We start from the raw sequence: 20,218 nt of genomic DNA on the forward strand, positions 1-20,218 counted from the left end.
AATTTATTAGTAGCTATGTTATTAACCTTTATTGCGGCAGTGCTGGCTGGGCCGCCCGCGCCCAAGTATCCGGCCGATGCCATTGCGCCAGCCCTTCGCGAGAATGCCCACGCCGTAGTGCGCGCCTACGACGAGGTAGTGACGGTGAAATCACCCAGCCAGCTCGTAAAGTCGATTCACAAAGTAATCACCATCCTAGACCCCGTGGGCAGCGATGCCTACGGCGAACAGGTAGTGAGCTACGATGCCCTAAACCGCATCAACTACCTGCGCGGGGCCGTGTACGACGCCCAAGGCCGCCTGTTGCACCAGCTGCGCCCCGCCGAAGTGCACGACCGGGGCCTAGGCAGTGCGGGTGGCAGCTTCATGACCGACCTGCGCGTGCGCTACGCCGACCTGCGCCAGCCCACCACACCCTACACGGTAGAGTTTGACTACGAGATAGCATCAGAAAACACGCTGTTTTATCCTCATTGGCAGCCCCAAAACGCGGAAAACGTGTCGCTGGAAGGTGCTACCCTGCAAGTAACGACGCCCACGGCGCTGCCTCTGCGCTTTGAGGAGCAACTGCTGCCCAGCGGTGCCGCCAGCGCGCCGGTAGTGGCGGGCTCCCAGACCACCTATCGCTGGCACCTGCCCGCGCAGCCCGCCGTAGAAGAAGAGCCGCTGTCGCCGTCCATCGACGAGCTGCTGCCCGCCGTACACCTGGCTCCGGCTACGTTTGAGGTGCAGGGTTACGCCGGGTCGTTGGCCTCGTGGCAAAGCCTGGGGCTGTGGACCTACCAACTCGGCAAAGGCCGCGACGTGCTACCGCCCGCCCTCACCGCCAAGATGGCGCAGCTGATGATATCGGACCCCGACCCGAGGGCCCGAGCACGCAAAGTATATGAGTTTGTGCAAAGCTCGACGCGCTACGTATCGGTGCAGCTGGGCCTGGGTGGCTGGCAAACAGCGCCCGCCACGGCCGTGGCCACTGGCGGCTACGGCGATTGCAAAGCCCTGAGTAACTACACTTGCGCACTACTAAAAGCTGCTGGATTGCCCGCTTATGTAGCCCTGGTAGGGGCGGGCGCCGACGAAACCGACGTACGCGCCAGCTTTCCCAGCAGCCAGTTCAACCACGCTATTCTGTGCATGCCGCTGGCGGCGCGCGGTACCACTCCCGCCGACACGGTGTGGCTGGAGTGCACCAGCCAAACGGAAGCCTTTGGCTACATGGGCACCTTTACCGGCAACCGCCACGCCCTGCTGCTCACGCCCGAGGGCGGCCGCCTCGTGGCCACGCCCCGCTACGGGGCCCAGGCCAACCGTCAGCAGCGCCGCACCGACCTGTGGCTCGACGCCACCGGCAGCGCCAAGGCTACCGTGCGTACCCAACGCGTGGGCTTGGCCCAAGACCGCTACGCCCAGCTCCTGCACGAAGCCGATGCCGAAGAGCAAAAGAAATACGTATCCAACCGGCTGCGCCTAGGCCACTTCACCATCACGAACCTGCGCTTAGCGGCTGCCCCCGTCACCAAGCCTCAGGCGCTGCCTGGGGTAGTCGAGCTGCTGGGGCTTGAGCTACCTGGTGTGGCTACGCCAGCTGGCAGCCGGCTCTTGCTAGAGCCCAACGTGCTGGGCCGCCTAGCGGCTCTGCCGGCCCAAGTGGGCCCCCGCCAGACCCCACTGGCCCTGCCGCTAGCCAGCCTCAGCCAAGACACAGTACGGCTGCATTTGCCCGTAGGCTTCAAGGCCGAAAACCTGCCGCAGCCCGTGCAGCTTACCTCGGCCTATGGCACCTACACTAGCACCTGCACCACTCTGCCCGATGGCACTCTGCAATACGTGCGGCAGTTCGAAACCCGCCGCCCGGCCGGCACTACGCTCCCGGCTGCTAAGTATGCCGAATACCAGGATTTCCGCCGTAAAATCAGCCAGGCCGACCACGCGCAGGTAGTGCTGGTCAAGACAGAGGCCTAAAGCAAGCTTTGTTCATTTCGCCTAAGTAGGCATTAGTTATAAGGCAGGCTCCAAAGGCCTGCCTTATAGTTTGTAGCGCATTTGTAGTTTGATTTCGGAGCGGGCATTGCCTTGAATTTCTTCTAGCCCGCTACCCACTGTAGTTTGGTGGCGGTAGTGGGTATCGGCGTAGCGCAGCCAGAAAGTAAAATGCTTATTGAGCGTGACTTGCGTAATGGCGTACGCCCGGGTGCCTTGTCCATACAGCGCTGGTATCGACACGGCGTACAGCACATCCTGCTCAAATAAGTACTGGCGCGTGTCATAGTCATCGGCATCAAACACGGCGTAGCGCGCCGTCAGCTGCACCCGCCGCGCCACCTGCACGCTGGCATCTTGGCTGAGGGCGTAGCCGCTGCGCCAGGGCAGGTTGTCATCGTCGCGCAAGCGGCTGGCTTGCAGGCGGGTGCGCAGCCCAAGCCTAGGGGTAGGCTGCGTGTCGTAATAGACTAAAAGCGAATGGCGTAGCTGCTGGCCAGGTAGCGGCACCGGCCGGCCTAGGCTACTGCTGAGGTCACGCGGCTTGAGGCGCACTCGGTATTGAGCGTAGAGTAGGCTGGTTTTTGCGGGCGTGAAGGCAAGGCGCAGCAACGCATCATTGCCGCGGCTGGGCGCGCCTACCCGGTAGCGCAGCCACGGAAACCAGAATTGGTCGAAATACGCTGAAAGCTCCCACCGCACCATGGGGCGTACTTTCAGTCCTAGATACAAGCCGCTTTCGTTGATGTTGCGGCTGTTTTCGCTCAGCGCGTTGCCATAGATAGTATGAAAATTAACATCGTAGTGGCGCAACAGCACGGCCGCATCTATCCGCGGGCCTAGGCTGGCCAGCAAGCCGTTGAGGCCGCCTAGCCCACCCCCGGTGGTGCGGGCCACTTCGCCAAACAGCAGTAGATTGCGCCACACGTAGCTGTAGTGGGCACCTAGGGCCAGTTTGTTCTGCCCACTAAACTCAAATCGATTATACGGCTCGGCACGCTTGAGCAGCGGCGTACCATAATGCGTGCCCACCGCCGTGAAGCCCAGGGCCAGGTTGCCATCGTGGCTGAGGTAGCCTAGGTTACCACCCGCTACCGATTCTTGCAGGGCGTGGCGGTCGGCCAGCTCCGCAGCCGTGCGGTGAAAGCCCGTGTACAGCAAGCTGCTGCCAAACTCGTCGTATTGGGTTAGCGAATCGGTGCGTTGCTGCAGGTTGGCATCTACGCGTTTGTGCGAGGCAAAAGCCGTAGCTTCCCAGCGAGACGAAAGCTGATAGGTAGCCGCCGCACCCCGGAAAAACGTGTTTTCGAGCAGGGCTGAGTACGGCCGCACGCCTACCGACGAGCGCCGCAGGCTTGTGATGGTTTCGGCACCCTTGCCCACTGCCAGGCCCGACGACAGCAACAGCCCTTGCCCAAATTGTAATTGGTAGTCACCTAGGGCCAGGGCTTTCAAGCGGCCGCGCTCTTGCAAAAAGAAATGCGCCGACCAGAAATCGGCCCCGTACTGGCCCTGCCTGGGCCGCCAGGCAAAGGCTTCGCCCGCGTCTTTTTCGGCGGCAAAGCCTAGGCTAAAGTCGTGCGCGTGGCTCACGCGGTAGCGCACCAGCAGCTTGTCGGGCGAGCCTAGGTAGCGCGAGGTGGGCCGCCCCTGAAAAGTATCGGCTGCCGTGTAGCCCTTGCGCGCTTGTAATACGCGCTCATAGCGCACAAATAAGGCGTTATTCGCTTCTTGCCTGATGCGCTGCCACAGCGGACCGCGGGCCCGGTTGGGGTCATCGGCCTGCACCGTCACGAAGGGCAGCACCCGGTAGATGGTACGCTGGTCCCAGCCCGGCACGGCTTGCAACTCGTAGAGGCTCAGCAGTGGGCCAGTGTCGGTGCGGTGCTTTAGGAGACTGCTTATCTGTGCTTCGGAAAGCAACAGCAGGGCCCGCAGCTCCTCGCGGCCCGCGGCGTTGAGGTTGATGGGCGTCTGATAATACTGCAGTAGCGTCTCGTACAGGTCCTCGTAAGGCACTTGGTCCGACTGGATTTCGGCAAACAGCTCTTGCGTGAGGCGGTCGAGGTCGGGCGCCCGGCGTGGTAGCTCTTGGGCGCCGGCTGGGCGCACCAGCCCTCCTAGGCACAGCAAAAGCACCGCGCGGCCCACCCAGCCGAATGCGTGCCGCCGGCCCGCTCCTAGCAAGAACGCGGCACGGCTCATGGCTTGCGGTCCCATTGCCAGTTCACGCTGATAAACTGGCTCAGCCCTAGAGCGCTCTGCCAGCCGGCAGCGTAGTCGAACTGAAAATTGCTGGCCTTCACGCCCACGCCCGCCGTGGTTTGCTGGTTGAGGCTGGCATATCCAGCGCGTAGCGCTACGGCTGGGGCTGGCAGATACTCTAGCCCCGCCTTAAAGCCCGCTTCGTGCTCAATATCCTTTTCGCTTTCAACTAGTACCAGTACTTGCTTGCCGGCGCGGTAGGCTAGGCCGGCGCGTACTACTGTGGGTACGCGTTCTTCTTGGTAATCAGTTAACTTGGCTTGGTTGAGGTTGTAGAGATACACGCCGAAAGTGAGGTGCTCGGGTACTACCTCGGCCTGCCCACCCAGCGAGCCTGCCAGTGTCCGCCGGCTGCCTAGGTCCCGAAAGCTGACTTGCAACATGTCGAGGCGCCCCCCGATGTTGACCACCCCTAGGCGGTAGCCGTAGGCAGCGCCCACGCGCACCTCGTGGTAGAGCACTCCACCAAAGCGCTGGGCTTCAAACGCCATCACGCCCCGCTCGGCGCGGGCGGGTTGGCCGGTAGCGGCTGGCTCTATTACTCCTAGGGGCAATGCCACGGCTACGGCCGCCATATTGAGGCTAGTGATGAGGTAGCGATTCTCGAAATAAGCGCCCGCCGTGGGGCGGGTAAGGGTACCTAGGCCGGCCGCATTATTGGCTGCGGCCCACACTTCATTGGCAAGCGTAGTGGCTGCGCCGCCCAGCGCTATGGCTCGCGCGCCGTGTCCGGCCGGGCCATTGCCCTGGGCGTGCAGCTGGCTGGTATATAAAGCCAGTAGGTTGAAAAGAAATAATTTAAATAATCGTAGATTCATAAATAGTGGATAATAATAAAGGTTGAAATATACAGCTTTATAAGCATTTGTGCGAGTTGTATTAAGTTCTGATATAGGATATTTGTAAGAAGTGTTTGGGGGTGATTATTCGAACGGTATACTGTCTAACCGCTGCTTTCTTTAATAGCGATGACCTAGGCAGCGGCGCTACCACCGGGGCCGTGCCGTTGTATCTTTAAGCGATGCTTTACTCGCTGGCCCGCGCCTTTTTTTTGGGGTGCATCTGGTTCTACCGCCGTTTTATCTCGCCCCTCACGCCGCCGAGCTGCCGTTACACGCCCACTTGCTCGGCCTATGCCACCGAGGCTATTACCAAGTACGGCCCGTGGCGGGGTGGGCGGCTGGCCCTGCGGCGCATTGCCAGCTGCCACCCCTGGGGCGGCCAAGGCTACGACCCAGTGCCCTAGGGGCGAAGGTGACCTTTGGTACTGCTTTTCGCGTAAGAGCACTCTATGCTCTGTTTCTCCCTCTTCATTCGCTCTTTGCTAGGAGCGACGCTCCTCACCTCGGCCTGCTCTTCAGCCGACGGTGACAAGGCTACTGCCGACCAGCCCCAAACCATTGCGCAAGCTCCGGGGGGCAAAAAAGGTAAAAAAGGCGGGCACAAAAAAAGCAAGGGTGCCGACTTGCCGGCTGGCCTGCGCAAAGTGGGCCGCCTTACCGATGGTATCTTGGAAAGCTCGGGGCTGTGCGCCGCGCCCGAGGCGGGCACTTACTTCACCTTCGGCGACGATGGGCAGCAGCCTATTGTGTACCAAGTGGATGCCACCGGCCAGCAGGTGGGGCAGTTTACCCTAGGTGCCCCCAACCACGACTGGGAAAGCCTAAGCCGCGACAACCGCGGCAACTACTTCATGGGCGACTGCGGCAACAACAACAGCGACCGCCGCAACTTGGCCATCCTGCGTTTCCGGCCCGAGCAGCCTGCCAAGGTTGGTAAAATTAATTTCTCTTACCCCGACCAAACCGAGTTTCCGCCGAACAAAAGCGAGCGCAATTTTGACTGTGAGGCCAGCCTCTGGCACGATGGCCAGGTCTACCTTTTCACTAAAGACCGGGCCCAGTCTTCTACCTGCAAAGTGTACACGGTGCCCGAAACGCCCGGTACGTATAAAGCTAAGCTCATCACCAAGCTCGCCATTCCGGGACAGGTAACCGACGCTACGCTCGCGCCCAGCGGACGCCGACTGGTGCTGCTAGCCCGGCAAGAGCTGTTCATTTTCGATGGTAACTCTTGGGACGCTATTCTGAAAGCCACGCCCCGTCACATCAGCCTAAAAGGCGCAGGCCAAACGGAGGGCGCTGCTTTCAAAAATGAAAAAACGCTTTTAATCACTACCGAGCAAGGCGCGGTCTACGAGCTAGACCTATAACCGCTTCGGCTGCCACAAGCCATAAAAAAGGGGCCGCTTGCATTACGCAAGCGGCCCCTTTTCGATGAAAAACTAACCTAGGCTTTCGCCGCGGCAGCCTGCGCTGCTTCCTCCTCGGCGAGGTCGCGTGGGGCAAAGCCATGGGGATTCTTGGGATTTTTGCCGGCGCGCAGCAGCACCCACAGCCCAATGAGAATGAAGGGAATGCTGAGTAGCTGGCCAATATTGAGCCCGTATTCGGCAATAATGCCAGTCTCCTTCGTGACTTGGTTTTCTTTGAAGTACTCCACAAAAATGCGAAACGAGAAGAGCAGCACCACAAACAAGCCAAATAGCAAACCGCGGGGCGTGTTTTCCTTGTACTTGTTCCACAGCCCGTAGAGCAGCGCTACTAAAAATAGGCAGAATAGCGACTCATAAATCTGGGTAGGGTGGCGCGGCACGGCTACTTCGGCCGATGGGCTAACGACACCACTCACAGGCGTAACCGTGAATTCGGGCTCTTCTTTGCCTTCTACACGGGTGCGCTGCACCGCCACGGCCCCGGCTGGCACGGGCTGGTCGGGCCGGAACTGCTGCAAGTGCTCAATATCGCGCGGGAATACAAAGCCCCAGGGCTCGGTGGTTGGCTTGCCCACAATCTCGGAGTTCATAAGATTACCTAGGCGGATGCATGCCCCACCAATAGCCACCACAATCACGATGCGGTCGAGCACCCAGAGGTAATCAAACTTATTGCGCATGCTGAAAATGAACAGTGCCAGCAAGATGCCAATGGTAGCGCCGTGCGAGGCCAGCCCCCCGTGCCAGATTTTTAGAATCTCCCACGGCTGGTCCTTGTACTGGTCCCAGTCGTAGAAAAAGACGTGCCCTAGGCGGGCCCCCAGCACCGTGCCCACTACCATGTAAAAGGTGATAACATCGACCCAGTAGGGCCGCACGCCCTCGCTCTTGTAGATGTGCGTGAGCACAAACGAGCCAATAACGAAGCCGAGGGCGAACAGCACGCCGTACCAGCGCAGCAGCAGCGGACCTATTTCGGCAATAATGGGTGAGACGTTCCAGGGAACGTAGGCGAGCAAAGCAGTCATGCGCAACAAAAAGTAAGAGTGTTCAAAGGTACTGACTACCCTGGGCTCGCCATTTCTTCGGCGGCCAGCTAGAAAAGTAGGTGGAGGCTGACGTTAGCCGGCGGCGAGCTACTAAGCGCCCACGTCGGGCCCGCCAAGTGTTAGTGTGGCGATGAGGAGGCCGGCTGGTTTGTCGCCATTGCCGGGCGCAGGGCCGCGCCATCGCCGCTCACGGCTAGTATCAGCATGCCTAGCAGCGCTACGTAGGCCGGGCGGCGTGCCCAGTCGGGCAGCCACCAGCCCCTAGGTGGCAGCTGAGCCGTAAGCCGGGCCTGAACCCGGGCGTAAAAAAACGGTCGTGGCTGCGCCCTTGGCTGCTTGCGAAGCTGCTGCAGTAGTGCCTCCCATTCTTGGTCGGAGCCGGGCTGACTAATTGGATTAGGCATGGCGAAAGGATGCGTGGAGGTGCTGGCGTAGGGTATGCCGCGCCCGAAACAATAAAGACTCGACCGCCGAAACTGTGGTATCAAGCACCGCCGCTATTTCGTCGTAGCTCAGTTCCTGCTCGTGGCGCAGCGTAAAAGCTATTTGCTGCTGGCTAGGCAGGCGCCCAATGTAGCTGAGCAACAGATGCAGCTGTTGCTCACCTTCCAGCAGCGCCAGCGGGTGCGCGTGGTCGGGCGGCTCGTGCAGTACTTGGTTCTGTAAGCCTAGTAGACTGGTAAAATAAGCAAAGCGCTTTTTGGCAGTAGCCCGCCGGCGGTGCTGTAGTGCCCGCGAAGTAGCCAGCCGGTAGAGCCAAGTGCTCAGAGTTGTTTCGCTCCGAAATTTGGCCACCGTTTGGTAAACCTCCACAAAAACTTCTTGGGCTACGTCCTCAGCCTCTTCTGCCGAGCGCAACAACGAAAAAGCCGTGCTGTACACACGCTGCTGGTACTTCTCCACAAGGCTGCGAAAAGCAGCCTCACTCCCTTGCTGAAGCTGCGCTACTAGCTCCGCATCGGCCACCACAACGCCTAGGTCAGACTTAGGCAATGAGTTGAAGCACAGGGGTAGTGAGAGGCTGTAAGCCATAAAGACCAGCGCAGCTTGGCAGCGTAGAGGTGGGGGCAGCGGCTAGCGCTACTGTCTCTTAGGTGCCGATGCTGCACAAAACTTGCGCAAGCTTATTCTTGTTTTTAATAAAACGTTAGCTGTCAGCATAATTAATTTGAAAAGAGCAGGTGGTTTAATTGTAGAAGCTACCATAGTGCTGGTAGGGCCCGCGATTAAACCACCTATCTCTTCACCTCAACAGTAAGCCTAGAGCCCCGCCAGTTCCTCGCCAAAGCCGCCGCTTAGAATGGGGAAGCGCAGCCATGAGCGTGGGTCCACGTTGTAGTCGTCGAGGTGGAAGGAAGGCGCGTAGCGCTCACGCTTCCACTGGTTGCGGCTCCAGAGCTGGTAAAAACGCTTGACATACGTGCGCAGCTGGTCGAGCTCATAGTTAGGCTCTTCGGCTACCAACTGGGCCAGTACGGCCGCTGGCGATAGACGGTCGTAGAAAGCTAGCCGCTCGATGCGGTTGAGCAGCACGTAAGGCATGAGGTCGCGCTCATCGGTTTGCTTGTCGGCCAAGGGGCGTAGCTCGGCGGTGGGTTGCAGGGCATTCACGTGCCGCAGGCCTTCGTAGCCGAGGGCCATTTGAGCCCAGCGCAGCCACTTTTTAACAAAGTCTTTGTCGACGCCCGCGATGGGGGAGATGCTGCCCGCTGTGTCGCCATCCATGGTGCAGTAGCCCACACTGGCCTCCGAGCGGTTGCTGGTAGTAATGAGCAGGCAATTCTGCACGTTGGCCAGCAGCCAGATGCCGGGGGCCCGCACCCGCGCCTGAATATTTTGCAGCGCCAGGTCGTCGGTTTGCCAGGTAAGCTCGCGGCCCAGCGCGTGCTGAATCTTACCCACGTAGCCGGTTACTTCGTCATCTATCGTCCAGTCGAAGAACCGAGCACCTAGGCTATCGGCTAGCTCCTTTGCCGAGTTTAGCGTGTCTTCCGAAGAGTTGACGGTGCCCTGGTAGGCGCAGGTCAGCAAATGGTTGACAAGTTTCTGGTTAGCCGTCTCTGGCTTCTGATTTTGCGCCTCAGCCGGGTTATCCACATCGGTGGCCTGCTGGTGCGCCGTGCCACCCGCGCCCGGCTGTACTATTTCGGTTTTTGCTGCATCAAAGGCGCCACTACGGCGCTTGAATTCTTCCTCACCTAGTTCGGCCACACCTAGGCGCACCATTTCGGCCACGGCTACGGCGCAAAAGCACGAGTCGGCGCCACCGCTCAAACTCAGCACAAAGCCCCGGCTGCGCGCCTTGCGTAGGTAGTCAAACAGTCCCAGGCTGATGGCTTGGTTAAGCTCGCGGTACTCGTCGGGCTCAGGCAGCTGCACAATGGACTCAACCACTTCCAGCGGCTCGTCAAAGTCCACGTCTACCCATTCTAGGTCTACTTCCTTGAAGCTGAGCAGCTGGTTGCGCTTGAGTAGATGCCCATTGCGCGCCACCAGTATCTCCCCGTCGTAAATGGTGCGGCCAGCCTCGTTGCCCAGCAAGTTGGCGTAGAGATATGTGCAAGCAAAGTTGCGCGACGAGTTAAGAACCAGCTTGTAGCGCACATCCGTTTTGCTCATGGCAAAGTGGCTGGCCGAAGGGTTCACTATTAAATCAACCTTGCCGCGCAGGCGGCAAGCGGGCCGCACATCGTCGGGCCGCCAGGCGTCTTCACAAATCTCAAAGCCAAACCGCACACCGTGGTGCTCAAACGTGAGGTCGCCCAAGGGCCAGCTTTCACCCCCGTGCTCCACAGTCGTTGTTTGCCCTGCCGGCCACGACACGAAGAAGCGCGTCTCGTAGTGCACCCCATCATTAGCCAGAAATTGCTTGGCCGCGAAACCTAGGATTTCGCCGTCGCGCAGCACCGCAGCCGTGTTGTAGGTGTAGTGGTGCAGGCGCACGGGCAGCCCCACTACCACGCAAATGCCGTGTGTGAGCGGCCGAATTTTTTGCAGGTGCTCCATGGCCGCCGCGGGCAGCCAGTCGCTCAGAAACAGGTCTTCGCAGTTGTAGCCCGTCAGGCACAGCTCGGGCAAGCACAGCAGCTCTACGCCATCGGCCTTAGCCTGCTCAATGGCAGTGCTAATATTTTGAATATTATGATTCCAGTCAAACGGAATCTGGTTGAGGGCGGCACCGGCAAGACGCATACTAAGAGCAATTCGGGAGAACTATATTGAGCAAATAAACTTCGCGTTTACTCGCTATACGGATAATATGCGCCAATTGCTCAGTACTTGTTTTTGCCTGCTCACTCAGGTAGCACCCGGTCAATCAAGTAAACCTCTGCTGTTAAGTTCAAGCAATACTGCTCTATTTGAGCAGCTTACGGCGGGGCTAGAAGCCAGCCGCTTATACCAGCTTTACCGTGCCGACCTCAAACTAAAACAAGTAAGACGAAACCGCCACGAGCCCGCGATAAAGGATTCTGTGCTGCTAGCTATAACCCCCACTGACCACCTAGAGTTGTTTAAAAACCGCTACAATACGCTGCTGCTTGGCGCAACTTTCACCTCAACCAAAGTCAGTTTTGGTGGGCTGAAGATTGGTGTAACGAAAGAAGTTTTCTGCCGAACCCTGCACCTTAGCCCAACTTATACTACGTATGCATTCACCGACGGCATGGAAAATTTCGTGCAACTCACGTGCACGTTTGCCAGTGGTAAGCTGAGGCGTGTTGAGTACAACTATTTGATCAACCCCGATTCAATAGATTAGCCTCGCTATACCCCTAGGGCCGCCAGTGCGCGTTCGGCGGCCAGTTGCTCAGCCTGCTTTTTATTAAGGCCCATGCCGGTAGCCACTACTTCCTCATTGAGCAGCACGGTGGCTGTAAACTCCATTACACCACCCGGCCGCGGCTCGCCACTGATTTCGTAGCGCACGTTTTTGCCGTTGCGTTGCGCCCATTCAATGAGCTTGCTCTTATGATTAGAGGTGGTCGTGGTGAGAGCCGTAACGTCCACAAATGGCTTGATTAAGCCTTTAAGCACAAACTTACGGGCTGATTTATACCCTAGGTCTAGGTACACGGCGCCAACCAAAGCTTCGAGCGCGTTGCCGTTTACCGAGCGCGAGCGAGCGGCCCGCGTCTGGGTGCTATCGAGCTGCACCAGCTTGTCGAGACCCAGCTTTAAGGCAATGGCGTTCAGGCTCTCGCGGTTGACAATGCGCGAGCGGGTTTCGGTCAGAAAGCCTTCCTGCTCGTAGGGGAATTTGCGAAACAAGTACTCGGCCACCACCGTGCCCAGCACCGCATCGCCCAAAAACTCCAACCGCTCATTGCTTTGGTGGCGGCCCGCACCGGGCTCGGCTCGCACCACCGACGAGTGCGTAAATGCTAGCTGGTATAGCCGCGCATTTTGCGGGTCTTGGCCAATAACCGTGGCCACGGCCTGCCGAAACTGCTTGTCGCTGCCCAGCAGCCGCCGAAACAGGCCGAAAAGAGGAAGTGCCATGACCGCAGATTCAAACGGATTTGTAGGATGGAACGGATACGCCCGCTGCGCTAGCAAGCTGGGTTGACTGTGCTAACAGGCTGGTTGGGACATGTGAGCTAGTCATTTGCAGTGAATATTGTGCGACAACTGCAGTATCGCAGTAAATAACTCGGTTTTTGGTAGGCAGTAGTCAAGCGATTGAAACTACTGAAAACGGTAAATACGCCCGGCTGCACTACGCTGGCTTAGCCAGTCTGCGCAGCGGGCGTATCCGTTTCATCCTACAAATCCGTTTGAATCTGCGGTCTACTCGGCCAAGCGGCGGAATACAACCGTCGTGTTGTGGCCGCCAAACCCGAAGGTGTTGCTCACGGCCACGTTTACTTCGCGCGCCTGCGCCACATTGGGCGTGAAATTCAGCGCTTGGTTGATTTCCGGGTCGGGCGTGTGCAGATTTATAGTAGGGGGCACCAGGCCGTGCTGAATGGCCATGATAGAAGCCACCGCCTCGATGCCGCCCGCGCCACCTAGCAGGTGGCCGGTCATGCTCTTGGTAGAGGAGATATTGAGCTTGGGCGCATGCTCTCCAAAAACGGTTTCAATGGCTTTAATCTCAGCGCCATCACCTAGGGGCGTGCTTGTGCCGTGGGTGTTGATGTAGTCAACCTCCTCGGGGCGAATACCCGCATCGCGTAGCGCATTTTGCATTACCAAAACCACGCCCGAGCCGCTAGGGTCGGGAGCCGTGATGTGGTACGCATCCGACGACATGCCACCGCCAATGAGCTCGGCGTAAATCTTAGCGCCGCGTGCCTTGGCGTGCTCATACTCTTCGAGCACCAGCGCGCCCGAGCCTTCGCCCAGCACAAAGCCATCGCGCTCCTTGTCATAAGGGCGCGACGCCGACGCCGGGTCATCGTTGCGCTCGCTCATGGCTTTTAGTGCATTAAAGCCGCCCACACCCGATTCAGTAATGGCCGCTTCAGAACCACCCGTCACGATAACGTCGGCCAGACCCAAGCGCAGGTTATTAAAGGCAGCGATAATGGCGTCGTTCGACGAGGCGCAGGCCGAAGTCGTCACGTAGTTGGGCCCGCGGAAGCCATTTTTAATGGAAATATTGCCCGACGATGAGTCGGCAATCATGCGCGGGATGAAGAAAGGCGAGTAGCGGGGGGTGCCGTCGCCGCGCTCAAACTGGAAGCACTCTTCTTGCAGCGATTTTAGCCCGCCGATGCCCGAGCCCCAAATAACGCCTACCCGGTCTTTATCAACGTTGCCCGTCAGCAGGCCCGCGTCGGCGATAGCCTCGTCGGAAGCGATGACGGCGAACTGCGTAAACAAGTCCATTTTGGGGCCTTGCTTGCGCTCGAAATAATCGAGGGGGTTATAATTCTTTACCTCGCAGGCAAAGCGCGTTTTGAATTTGGTGGCGTCGAAGCGCGTAATGGGGGCAGCCCCACTGACGCCATTTTTTAGCCCTTCCCAGTAGGCAGGCGCAGTGCTGCCCAGGGGAGTAATGGCCCCGATGCCGGTTACAACGACGCGACGAATTGACGACATAAAGCAGACGCCGGTGGGCGGCGTATTTTATTATTAAGTGGCTAATGGCTACTAGTAGTTGACTACTAGCTTCTTGTAAATCGAGCAAGCTAGCAGCCAAAAGCTAGTGGCTAATAGCTATTCTGATAAACAGCAAAACCGGCCGGCGGCGTGCCGGCCGGTTCAGGCAATTTCTTAGACAATACGCTCTGACGAGCGCAGGGTAGAAACTTACTTAGCGTGCTCTTCGAGGTAGCTAACGGCTTGACCCACAGTCTGAATGTTCTCAGCCTGGTCGTCGGGAATGCTAACGTTGAATTCTTTCTCGAACTCCATGATTAGCTCCACGGTGTCGAGCGAATCGGCACCTAGGTCGTTGGTGAAGCTGGCTTCCGGAGTTACTTCCGAGGCTTCAACGCCCAGCTTGTCGATAATGATGGCTTTTACTTTTTCGGCGATTTCAGACATTGCAGTCGTGGGTTAAGAGGAAACTTGCCTGCAAAGTAACGTCACTTTTTTTATCCGTCCTGCGAATCGGCTTTTTGCGGCACGTACAAGATTTTGGCCCCTGCCTTTTCGAGGGCCCTTGCCGGGCCGGCAAAATCCGTAGCTTTGCAGCTTGCCGCCGCCTACCGCTGCCCCTGATGACCCTGACCCTGGACGCTGAGTATGACTGCGATTTTGCGCTTTTTGGCCTCGTGTCCAGCACCCAAGATTATACGCTGGCCTGGGCCCTCAATCGCTTTTTGCGCCTGCGCCTGGTGCGGCAACCCGATTTTGTGCTAAACCTGGTACAGCAGGGGCCACTGGCCTTTAGCTACTACCTCTACGCCAAGGAGGCACTTACTTTGCGGCTGTTTCGCAACCGGGCCTTGCCGCCTTCCATCTTAGCCAAGCCTTTTTTAGCGCCCGACATTCGCGAATACGACTACCTGCTGCAAGTGCAGGGCGGGGCCGATGAACTGGCCGGCACCGAGCTGCTTGACCGCCTCACGGCAGTGCCCGCTGTGCGGTATGCCAGCGAGTTTGACCCCTACGAATTGAAATACAAGGAAAACCTGATTTTTTAACGCCTCTCCCCGCATGGACCCCATTTCCACTTCGTTCAATAAAACCAAAATTGTGGCCACCGTTGGCCCCGCTTCTAACACCTACGAGCGGCTGGGCATGCTCATTCGTGAGGGAGTTGATGTGTTTCGCCTCAATTTTTCGCACGGCGCTCATGAGGAGCATCTCTCGGTTATTAATACCGTGCGCCGCCTCAATAAAGACCTGCGCACCAACGTAGGCCTGCTGCAGGACTTGCAGGGCCCCAAGATTCGCCTAGGTGAAGTGGAAGGTGGCCAGGTAGAGATTAAGCCCGGTGATAAAATCACGATTGTGGCGGGTGAAAAAGAGGTGAGCACTGCCACACGCCTAGCAACTATCTACCTAGGCCTGCCCCGCGACGTGAAACCCGGCGACAGCATCTTGCTCGATGATGGCAAACTAGAGCTGCGCGTGCTCGCCACCGACCGCGAAAAGGAAGTAGAGTGCGAAGTCATCTACGGCGGCATTGTGAAGCCCCGCAAGGGCATCAACCTGCCTGACTCGGAGGTATCGGCCCCGAGCATGACAGAGAAAGATATAGAGGACCTGAAATTTGGCCTCGAGAACGACGTAGACTGGGTGGCCCTGAGCTTTGCTCGCCGCGCCGATGATATTCGATTCATCAAGAATATCATTGCTGAATCGGGCAAAACGACGCGCGTAGTCGCTAAGATTGAGACGCCCGACGGCCTGCGTAACATCGACGAGATTATCGCTCTCACCGACGCCGTAATGGTAGCCCGCGGCGACCTAGGCGTGGAAGTGAAGATGGAGGAGGTGCCGATGGCACAGAAGATGATTATCGAGAAGTGCAACAAAGCCGGCAAGCCCGTCATTGTGGCCACGCAAATGATGGAGTCGATGATAACGGCCCCTCGCCCCACGCGCGCCGAAACCAGCGATGTAGCCAACGCCGTTATCGACGGTGCCGATGCCGTAATGCTCTCGGCCGAAACCGCCGTGGGCCAGTACCCCGCCGAGGTTATCCGCTCGATGGTCGGTACTATTAAGAGCGTAGAAAGCCGTAGCCCCAAGCTGTTTAATAAGTGGTGGCCGGTTGACGCTACGTCACCTAGCTTCATGGCCGATAGCGTGTTGTCGGCAGCTTGCCACTTGGCTAAGAACACCGGTGCCAAAGTGATTACTGGCATGACTCATCGCGGCTACACGGCTTTCCAAATCGCCAAGTACCGTCCCAAAGCTGATATCTTTATCTTCACCGACGACCGCGCCCTGCTCACCGTGCTGAGCCTGGTGTGGGGTGTGCGTTCGTTCTACTACGACCGTTTCAATAGCACCGACAGCACGATTGCTGACATCCGCTACGTACTCACTACCACCGGCCACCTGCAAAAGGGCGATGTGTTCATCAACACCGCCACGCTGCCAATTACCGATAAGGGTCGTGCCAACATGGTGAAAGTAAGCGTGGCCTAAGTCTTAGCTTATCAGCCATTAAAAAAGGCCGCCCACATAGGCGGCCTTTTTTAATGGCTATACTTAAAAGCCAAAATTGGAATAACTCCAAACGCTGCAAGCCCCGCCGGTAGGGGCGGGGCTTGCGGATAAGAGGCGCGGGACCAAACGGTGGGGCGGCAGAGTTTGGCCCCGCTAGAACCCGTCTCGCGCTAAAGCGCGTTAACGAGTTTTGTCAGCTTGCTCTTGTTGTTAGCAGCTTTGTTCTTGTGGATGATGTTTTTCTTGGCCAGGCGGTCCAGCATCGACGTTACTTTCTTCAGCAGCTCTTGAGCAGCCGTTTTATCGGTGGTGCCACGCAGCTTCTTGATAGCGGTGCGGGTAGACTTGTGCTGGTAGCGGTTCAGTACACGCTTCGCTTCGTTGCTGCGGATGCGCTTAATAGCCGACTTGTGGTTTGCCATGACAAAAAAAGAATTCTATAGAGGAACAGCAGATTAGCTGTGGTTTTCACGTTTGGGAGGGCAAAGGTAATAAGAATACTTAGCTTATCCTAGTGTTGGCTAAAAATGGCGCGCAGGAACACCCGCAAAATCTGCCGTGCCACAAGACGGCTTACGTAAGCTCACCCAGTATAAATGGACCTAGGGCGTAATTTTGCGGGGGTAATGCCGTTAGTTGCTACCTCCGCTTATCGTCCGTCACCGCTATTGTTCAGCGGCCACCTTCAGACTATCGTGCCCAGCACGCTGCGGCGGGTGCCGGAAGTAGCCTACCGGCGCGAGCGGCTTGAACTGCCAGATGGCGATTTTCTGGACCTAGACTGGTCGCTGGCTCAGTCCGCACGAGCCCAGAAGCTAGGTATCATCTCGCATGGCCTGGAGGGCGATAGCAACCGGCCTTACGTGCGGGGCATGGCGCGCGCCCTCAACCAAGCCGGATTCGACGCCCTAGGGTGGAATTATCGGGGCTGCAGCGGCGAAACCAACCGCTTGCTGCGCTCTTACCACTTAGGCGATACGGGCGACCTCGCCGCTGTGGTTCGCTACGCCATCGAGGCGCAAGGCTATGAGGAAGTGGTGCTTACGGGGTTTTCGGCCGGGGGCAACGTTACGCTGAAATACTTGGGCGAACAGCCGGCCCAGGTGCCACCGCAAGTGCGCCGAGCGGCCGTGTTCTCCGTGCCTACCGACCTTAAAGCAAGCTCGCTGCACATTAGCCGGTGGCAAAATCATATTTACCTGCGCCGCTTTATGGCGTCGCTCCGCAATAAGATGCGCGAGAAAGCGGCGTATTTGCCGGGGCAGCTCGACTTAGCGGAGCTGGACACCCTGCGCGATTTTCCGCAGTTTGATGAGCGCTATACGGCGCCGCTACACGGTTTTGCCTCGGCCGACGACTACTATGCGCACGCTGCCTCGGGACAATATTTAGCTACTATCCAAATTCCGACATTGCTGGTCAATGCGTTGAACGACCCCTTTTTGCCGGCTTCGTGCTACCCTAGGGACGTGGCGGCGGCCAGCGACTGCTTTTTTCTGGAAACGCCCCTGGCCGGTGGGCACGTGGGCTTTGCCGAGGGGGCGCCTAGTGGCAGGTACTACTCAGAGCGGCGAGCGGTTGACTTCTTTACGCGGGCTGTGTCCGGCTAGCAAAAGAGCCCGGACAAGCAACCTATGCGGTTGCTTGTCCGGGCTCAAAACTTAAAGGCCGACGCTTATTTGGCGGGCGGCGAAGTGGCTTCTACAGCCGAGAAGGTTTCTAGAATTTTATAGGTATGCGAGGCACCCTGGGGCACGAGATACGACGAGCCGGGCTCCAGCGTCGTCACGTTGCCTTCGAGGTGTAGCTCGGCGCGGCCTTTGAGCACGTAGCCCACCGTTTCGTAGGGGCGGTTGCTGAGGGGCTTGGGCTCGCCGGGTTGCTCATCTTCCCAGAGGCGCAGGGCCACGTGGTGGCCAGCGGCCAGTTTTTTTTCACCTTGGTCGCCAGCGGGCGCGTCGGCAGCGTTGATGTTGGTGGTTGACATAGAAGCAGTAAACGGAGCAGTACTCCGTAGTGTAAGGAAAAAGAAACGCGGAGAGCCGCTCCGCACGGTACTGGCTGGCTAACGCAGGGGATGGGGCTACGGTTGTGATAAACCTTCAGGTAAGCTACTGGTTGAAATGCCAGCCGGTAACGGCGCGTGATGTATACTTGCCGCCGAGTTACCTAGTCTTCTCACTCATGATTCTGCCGTGTCCACTGCCGTCGCCGAACGATTTGCTGCGCAATTGGCACAGGCCCACGCGGCCGTGCCCGCCGCCCTGCCCGGCCCGGCCTTTTGCGCCCTGGCCGAGCAAGTACTAGGCCTTCTATTTCCGGAGCGCGCTGCCCGGCCGCTAGCTAGTGCCGATGCCATTGCGGCTACGTTCTACCAGCTACAATCGGAATTAACCGAATTGCTGGCTCTGATGCCCGAGTTGCCGGCCGCCCCGGCCGAATTGGCCAGTACTTTATTTTCACAACTGCCGCTGCTGCGCGAGGCGCTCTTGCGCGACGCGGCTGCCACCCTGGCTGCCGACCCCGCTGCCCAAGGCATGGCCGAGGTAATAAGCTCTTATCCTGGGTTCTACGCTACGGCTATGCATCGGCTGGCGCACGCCCTGCACCTGCGCGGCGTGCCCCGCCTGCCCCGCATGCTGAGCGAGTATGCGCACCGCCAAACCGGCATTGATATTCACCCCGGGGCGCGCATTGGCACTGCTTTTTGCATTGACCACGGCACGGGCATCGTCATTGGCGAAACGGCCCACATTGGGGCGCACGTGCAGATATACCAGGGCGTGACCCTAGGGGCGCTCAGCGTGACTAAAAACCAACAGGGCCTCAAGCGCCACCCCACCATCGAGGACCACGTGGTGATTTATGCCAATGCGACCATCCTAGGGGGCAGCACCGTGATTGGTACGCGCAGCATCATCGGCGGCAACGTGTGGCTGACCGAGAGCGTGCCGTCGCACTCGCGCGTGTACCACCGGGCGCAGCTGCACATGGCGCGCCAAGATGACCCTGCCGGTGAATTGATGTTTGTTATTTAGTTTCTTGGCTATTAGCGCCTAGCTGTTAGCTAATAGCATCCTTTTATTCCACCCAAAAAAGCTGCCAGTTGATAGCTGATAGTTCAGACCAATGAAAGCTAATTCCATTCTCGACGTTATCGGCAACACGCCGTTGGTCAAACTCAACAAAATTTTTGCCGCCGAGCGGCCCGACGTAGAAGTGTGGATAAAGCTAGAGCGCCAAAACCCCGGCGGCTCTATCAAAGACCGCATTGCGCTGAGCATGATAGAGCAGGCCGAAAAAGATGGCATTCTGACCAAGGATAGCACCATTGTGGAGCCTACCTCGGGCAACACGGGCGTGGGCTTGGCCTTGGTGGCGGCTGTGAAAGGCTACAAAATCACGCTGGTGATGCCCGAAAGCATGAGCATCGAGCGCCGCCGCCTGATGTCGGCCTATGGCGCTAACCTAGAGTTGACGCCTCGCGAGCAGGGTATGAAAGGCGCCATTGCCAAAGCCCAAGAACTGGTAGACACCACGCCGGGCGCTTGGATGCCCATGCAGTTTTCGAACGAGGCCAACATCAAAATCCACGTCGAAACGACAGCCCAGGAGATTTTGCGCGATGCTCCGGAAGGCGGCTTCGACTTTCACATCACGGGTGTGGGCACGGGCGGCCACCTCACGGGTGTGACGGAGGTGTTAAAGCCCCTGTTCCCAAACATGAAAACCTACGCTGTGGAGCCCGAACTGTCGCCCGTTATCAGCGGCGGCGCCCCGGGGCCGCACCCCATCCAGGGCATCGGCGCCGGCTTTATTCCGGATAACCTGCACCGCGATTTGCTGGACGGCACCATTCAGGTAAGCCGCGACGAGGCGTTCGAAATGGCCCGCCGCGCCGCCACCGAAGAGGGCATTTTGTGCGGTATCTCGTCGGGCGCTTCGTTGGCCGCCGTGGCCAAAAAGCTGGCCGAAGTGCCGCAGGGCGGTAAGGTCCTCACCTTCTGCTACGACACCGGCGAGCGCTACTTGTCTGTAGAAGGCTTGTTTGTGTAGCACCTAGGGCGCTGTTTTGCGC

General features: G+C 58.3%; 20 protein-coding genes. 9 read left to right on the top strand and 11 right to left on the bottom strand.

Annotated elements, in window-relative coordinates; genetic code table 11:
* Positions 1 to 15: 15 nt before the first annotated feature.
* A complete protein-coding gene (locus JAO77_RS10595; RefSeq protein ID WP_198990308.1) occupies positions 16 to 1,962 on the top strand; it encodes a DUF3857 domain-containing transglutaminase family protein in 1,947 nt (648 codons plus the stop codon).
* A gap of 63 nt (positions 1,963 to 2,025) precedes the next feature.
* Here the strand turns inward: JAO77_RS10595 and JAO77_RS10600 are convergent, their stop codons facing one another.
* Complete coding sequence (locus JAO77_RS10600; protein WP_198990309.1) at positions 2,026 to 4,185, bottom strand: helix-hairpin-helix domain-containing protein; 2,160 nt, start codon at positions 4,183 to 4,185, stop codon at positions 2,026 to 2,028.
* Positions 4,182 to 5,063 (bottom strand): PorV/PorQ family protein, encoded by an 882-nt coding sequence (locus JAO77_RS10605; protein ID WP_198990310.1) that lies wholly within the window; start codon positions 5,061 to 5,063, stop codon positions 4,182 to 4,184. Before JAO77_RS10605 ends, JAO77_RS10600 begins: the two co-directional genes overlap by 4 nt.
* Before the next feature lie 203 nt (positions 5,064 to 5,266).
* Between JAO77_RS10605 and yidD the strand changes: the two genes are divergently transcribed.
* Together yidD and JAO77_RS10615 are read left to right on the top strand one after the other, a co-directional pair.
* Positions 5,267 to 5,491, top strand: coding sequence for a membrane protein insertion efficiency factor YidD (gene yidD / locus JAO77_RS10610; RefSeq protein ID WP_198990311.1), 225 nt, complete (start codon positions 5,267 to 5,269; stop codon positions 5,489 to 5,491).
* A 45-nt stretch (positions 5,492 to 5,536) separates the two neighbouring features.
* Positions 5,537 to 6,457: a hypothetical protein gene (locus JAO77_RS10615; RefSeq protein ID WP_198990312.1), complete on the top strand. Its 921-nt coding sequence runs from the start codon at positions 5,537 to 5,539 to the stop codon at positions 6,455 to 6,457.
* 77 nt (positions 6,458 to 6,534) lie between these two features.
* On the opposite strand, the gene lgt is transcribed toward JAO77_RS10615, so the two are convergent.
* The 4 genes from lgt to nadE all read right to left on the bottom strand — a co-directional run bounded on the left by lgt (position 6,535) and on the right by nadE (position 10,761).
* The gene (gene lgt / locus JAO77_RS10620; protein WP_198990313.1) at positions 6,535 to 7,548 is read right to left on the bottom strand and encodes a prolipoprotein diacylglyceryl transferase; all 1,014 of its coding nucleotides are present in this window, start codon (positions 7,546 to 7,548) and stop codon (positions 6,535 to 6,537) included.
* A 140-nt stretch (positions 7,549 to 7,688) separates the two neighbouring features.
* Complete coding sequence (locus JAO77_RS10625; RefSeq protein ID WP_198990314.1) at positions 7,689 to 7,973, bottom strand: hypothetical protein; 285 nt, start codon at positions 7,971 to 7,973, stop codon at positions 7,689 to 7,691.
* The gene (locus tag JAO77_RS10630; RefSeq protein ID WP_198990315.1) at positions 7,966 to 8,601 is read right to left on the bottom strand and encodes an RNA polymerase sigma factor; all 636 of its coding nucleotides are present in this window, start codon (positions 8,599 to 8,601) and stop codon (positions 7,966 to 7,968) included. Before JAO77_RS10630 ends, JAO77_RS10625 begins: the two co-directional genes overlap by 8 nt.
* A 228-nt stretch (positions 8,602 to 8,829) precedes the next feature.
* Complete coding sequence (nadE, locus tag JAO77_RS10635) at positions 8,830 to 10,761, bottom strand: NAD(+) synthase (RefSeq protein ID WP_198990316.1); 1,932 nt, start codon at positions 10,759 to 10,761, stop codon at positions 8,830 to 8,832.
* A gap of 67 nt (positions 10,762 to 10,828) precedes the next feature.
* Here nadE and JAO77_RS10640 point away from each other — a divergent pair, with 67 nt between their 5' ends.
* Positions 10,829 to 11,329: a hypothetical protein gene (locus tag JAO77_RS10640; protein ID WP_198990317.1), complete on the top strand. Its 501-nt coding sequence runs from the start codon at positions 10,829 to 10,831 to the stop codon at positions 11,327 to 11,329.
* A gap of 5 nt (positions 11,330 to 11,334) precedes the next feature.
* Here the strand turns inward: JAO77_RS10640 and rnc are convergent, their stop codons facing one another.
* The 3 genes from rnc to JAO77_RS10655 all read right to left on the bottom strand — a co-directional run bounded on the left by rnc (position 11,335) and on the right by JAO77_RS10655 (position 14,061).
* Positions 11,335 to 12,069, bottom strand: coding sequence for a ribonuclease III (gene rnc / locus JAO77_RS10645; protein WP_198990318.1), 735 nt, complete (start codon positions 12,067 to 12,069; stop codon positions 11,335 to 11,337).
* Between the two features lie 288 nt (positions 12,070 to 12,357).
* On the bottom strand, positions 12,358 to 13,614 hold the full coding sequence (gene fabF / locus JAO77_RS10650; protein ID WP_198990319.1) for a beta-ketoacyl-ACP synthase II: 1,257 nt from the start codon (positions 13,612 to 13,614) through the stop codon (positions 12,358 to 12,360).
* Positions 13,615 to 13,824: 210 nt separating this feature from the next.
* The gene (locus JAO77_RS10655; RefSeq protein ID WP_068229068.1) at positions 13,825 to 14,061 is read right to left on the bottom strand and encodes an acyl carrier protein; all 237 of its coding nucleotides are present in this window, start codon (positions 14,059 to 14,061) and stop codon (positions 13,825 to 13,827) included.
* Between the two features lie 176 nt (positions 14,062 to 14,237).
* Between JAO77_RS10655 and JAO77_RS10660 the strand changes: the two genes are divergently transcribed.
* Together JAO77_RS10660 and pyk are read left to right on the top strand one after the other, a co-directional pair.
* Positions 14,238 to 14,663 (top strand): IPExxxVDY family protein, encoded by a 426-nt coding sequence (locus JAO77_RS10660; RefSeq protein ID WP_198990320.1) that lies wholly within the window; start codon positions 14,238 to 14,240, stop codon positions 14,661 to 14,663.
* Between the two features lie 13 nt (positions 14,664 to 14,676).
* Positions 14,677 to 16,119 (top strand): pyruvate kinase, encoded by a 1,443-nt coding sequence (gene pyk / locus JAO77_RS10665; protein WP_198990321.1) that lies wholly within the window; start codon positions 14,677 to 14,679, stop codon positions 16,117 to 16,119.
* Between the two features lie 191 nt (positions 16,120 to 16,310).
* On the opposite strand, the gene rpsT is transcribed toward pyk, so the two are convergent.
* Positions 16,311 to 16,562, bottom strand: coding sequence for a 30S ribosomal protein S20 (rpsT, locus tag JAO77_RS10670; RefSeq protein ID WP_144852434.1), 252 nt, complete (start codon positions 16,560 to 16,562; stop codon positions 16,311 to 16,313).
* Positions 16,563 to 16,766: 204 nt separating this feature from the next.
* On the opposite strand from rpsT, the gene JAO77_RS10675 reads away from it, so the two are divergent.
* On the top strand, positions 16,767 to 17,750 hold the full coding sequence (locus tag JAO77_RS10675) for a YheT family hydrolase (protein ID WP_198990322.1): 984 nt from the start codon (positions 16,767 to 16,769) through the stop codon (positions 17,748 to 17,750).
* A gap of 65 nt (positions 17,751 to 17,815) precedes the next feature.
* On the opposite strand, the gene JAO77_RS10680 is transcribed toward JAO77_RS10675, so the two are convergent.
* Positions 17,816 to 18,127 (bottom strand): cupin domain-containing protein, encoded by a 312-nt coding sequence (locus tag JAO77_RS10680; RefSeq protein WP_198990323.1) that lies wholly within the window; start codon positions 18,125 to 18,127, stop codon positions 17,816 to 17,818.
* Between the two features lie 208 nt (positions 18,128 to 18,335).
* On the opposite strand from JAO77_RS10680, the gene JAO77_RS10685 reads away from it, so the two are divergent.
* Both JAO77_RS10685 and cysK read left to right on the top strand, forming a co-directional pair.
* Entirely contained in the window at positions 18,336 to 19,178 is an 843-nt protein-coding gene (locus JAO77_RS10685) for a serine O-acetyltransferase (RefSeq protein ID WP_198990324.1), read from the top strand.
* A gap of 91 nt (positions 19,179 to 19,269) precedes the next feature.
* Complete coding sequence (gene cysK, locus JAO77_RS10690; protein WP_198990325.1) at positions 19,270 to 20,196, top strand: cysteine synthase A; 927 nt, start codon at positions 19,270 to 19,272, stop codon at positions 20,194 to 20,196.
* The last annotated feature ends 22 nt before the right edge of the window (positions 20,197 to 20,218 follow it).

It is taken from the genome of Hymenobacter sp. BT559 (assembly GCF_016427535.1).
GTDB lineage: Bacteria > Bacteroidota > Bacteroidia > Cytophagales > Hymenobacteraceae > Hymenobacter.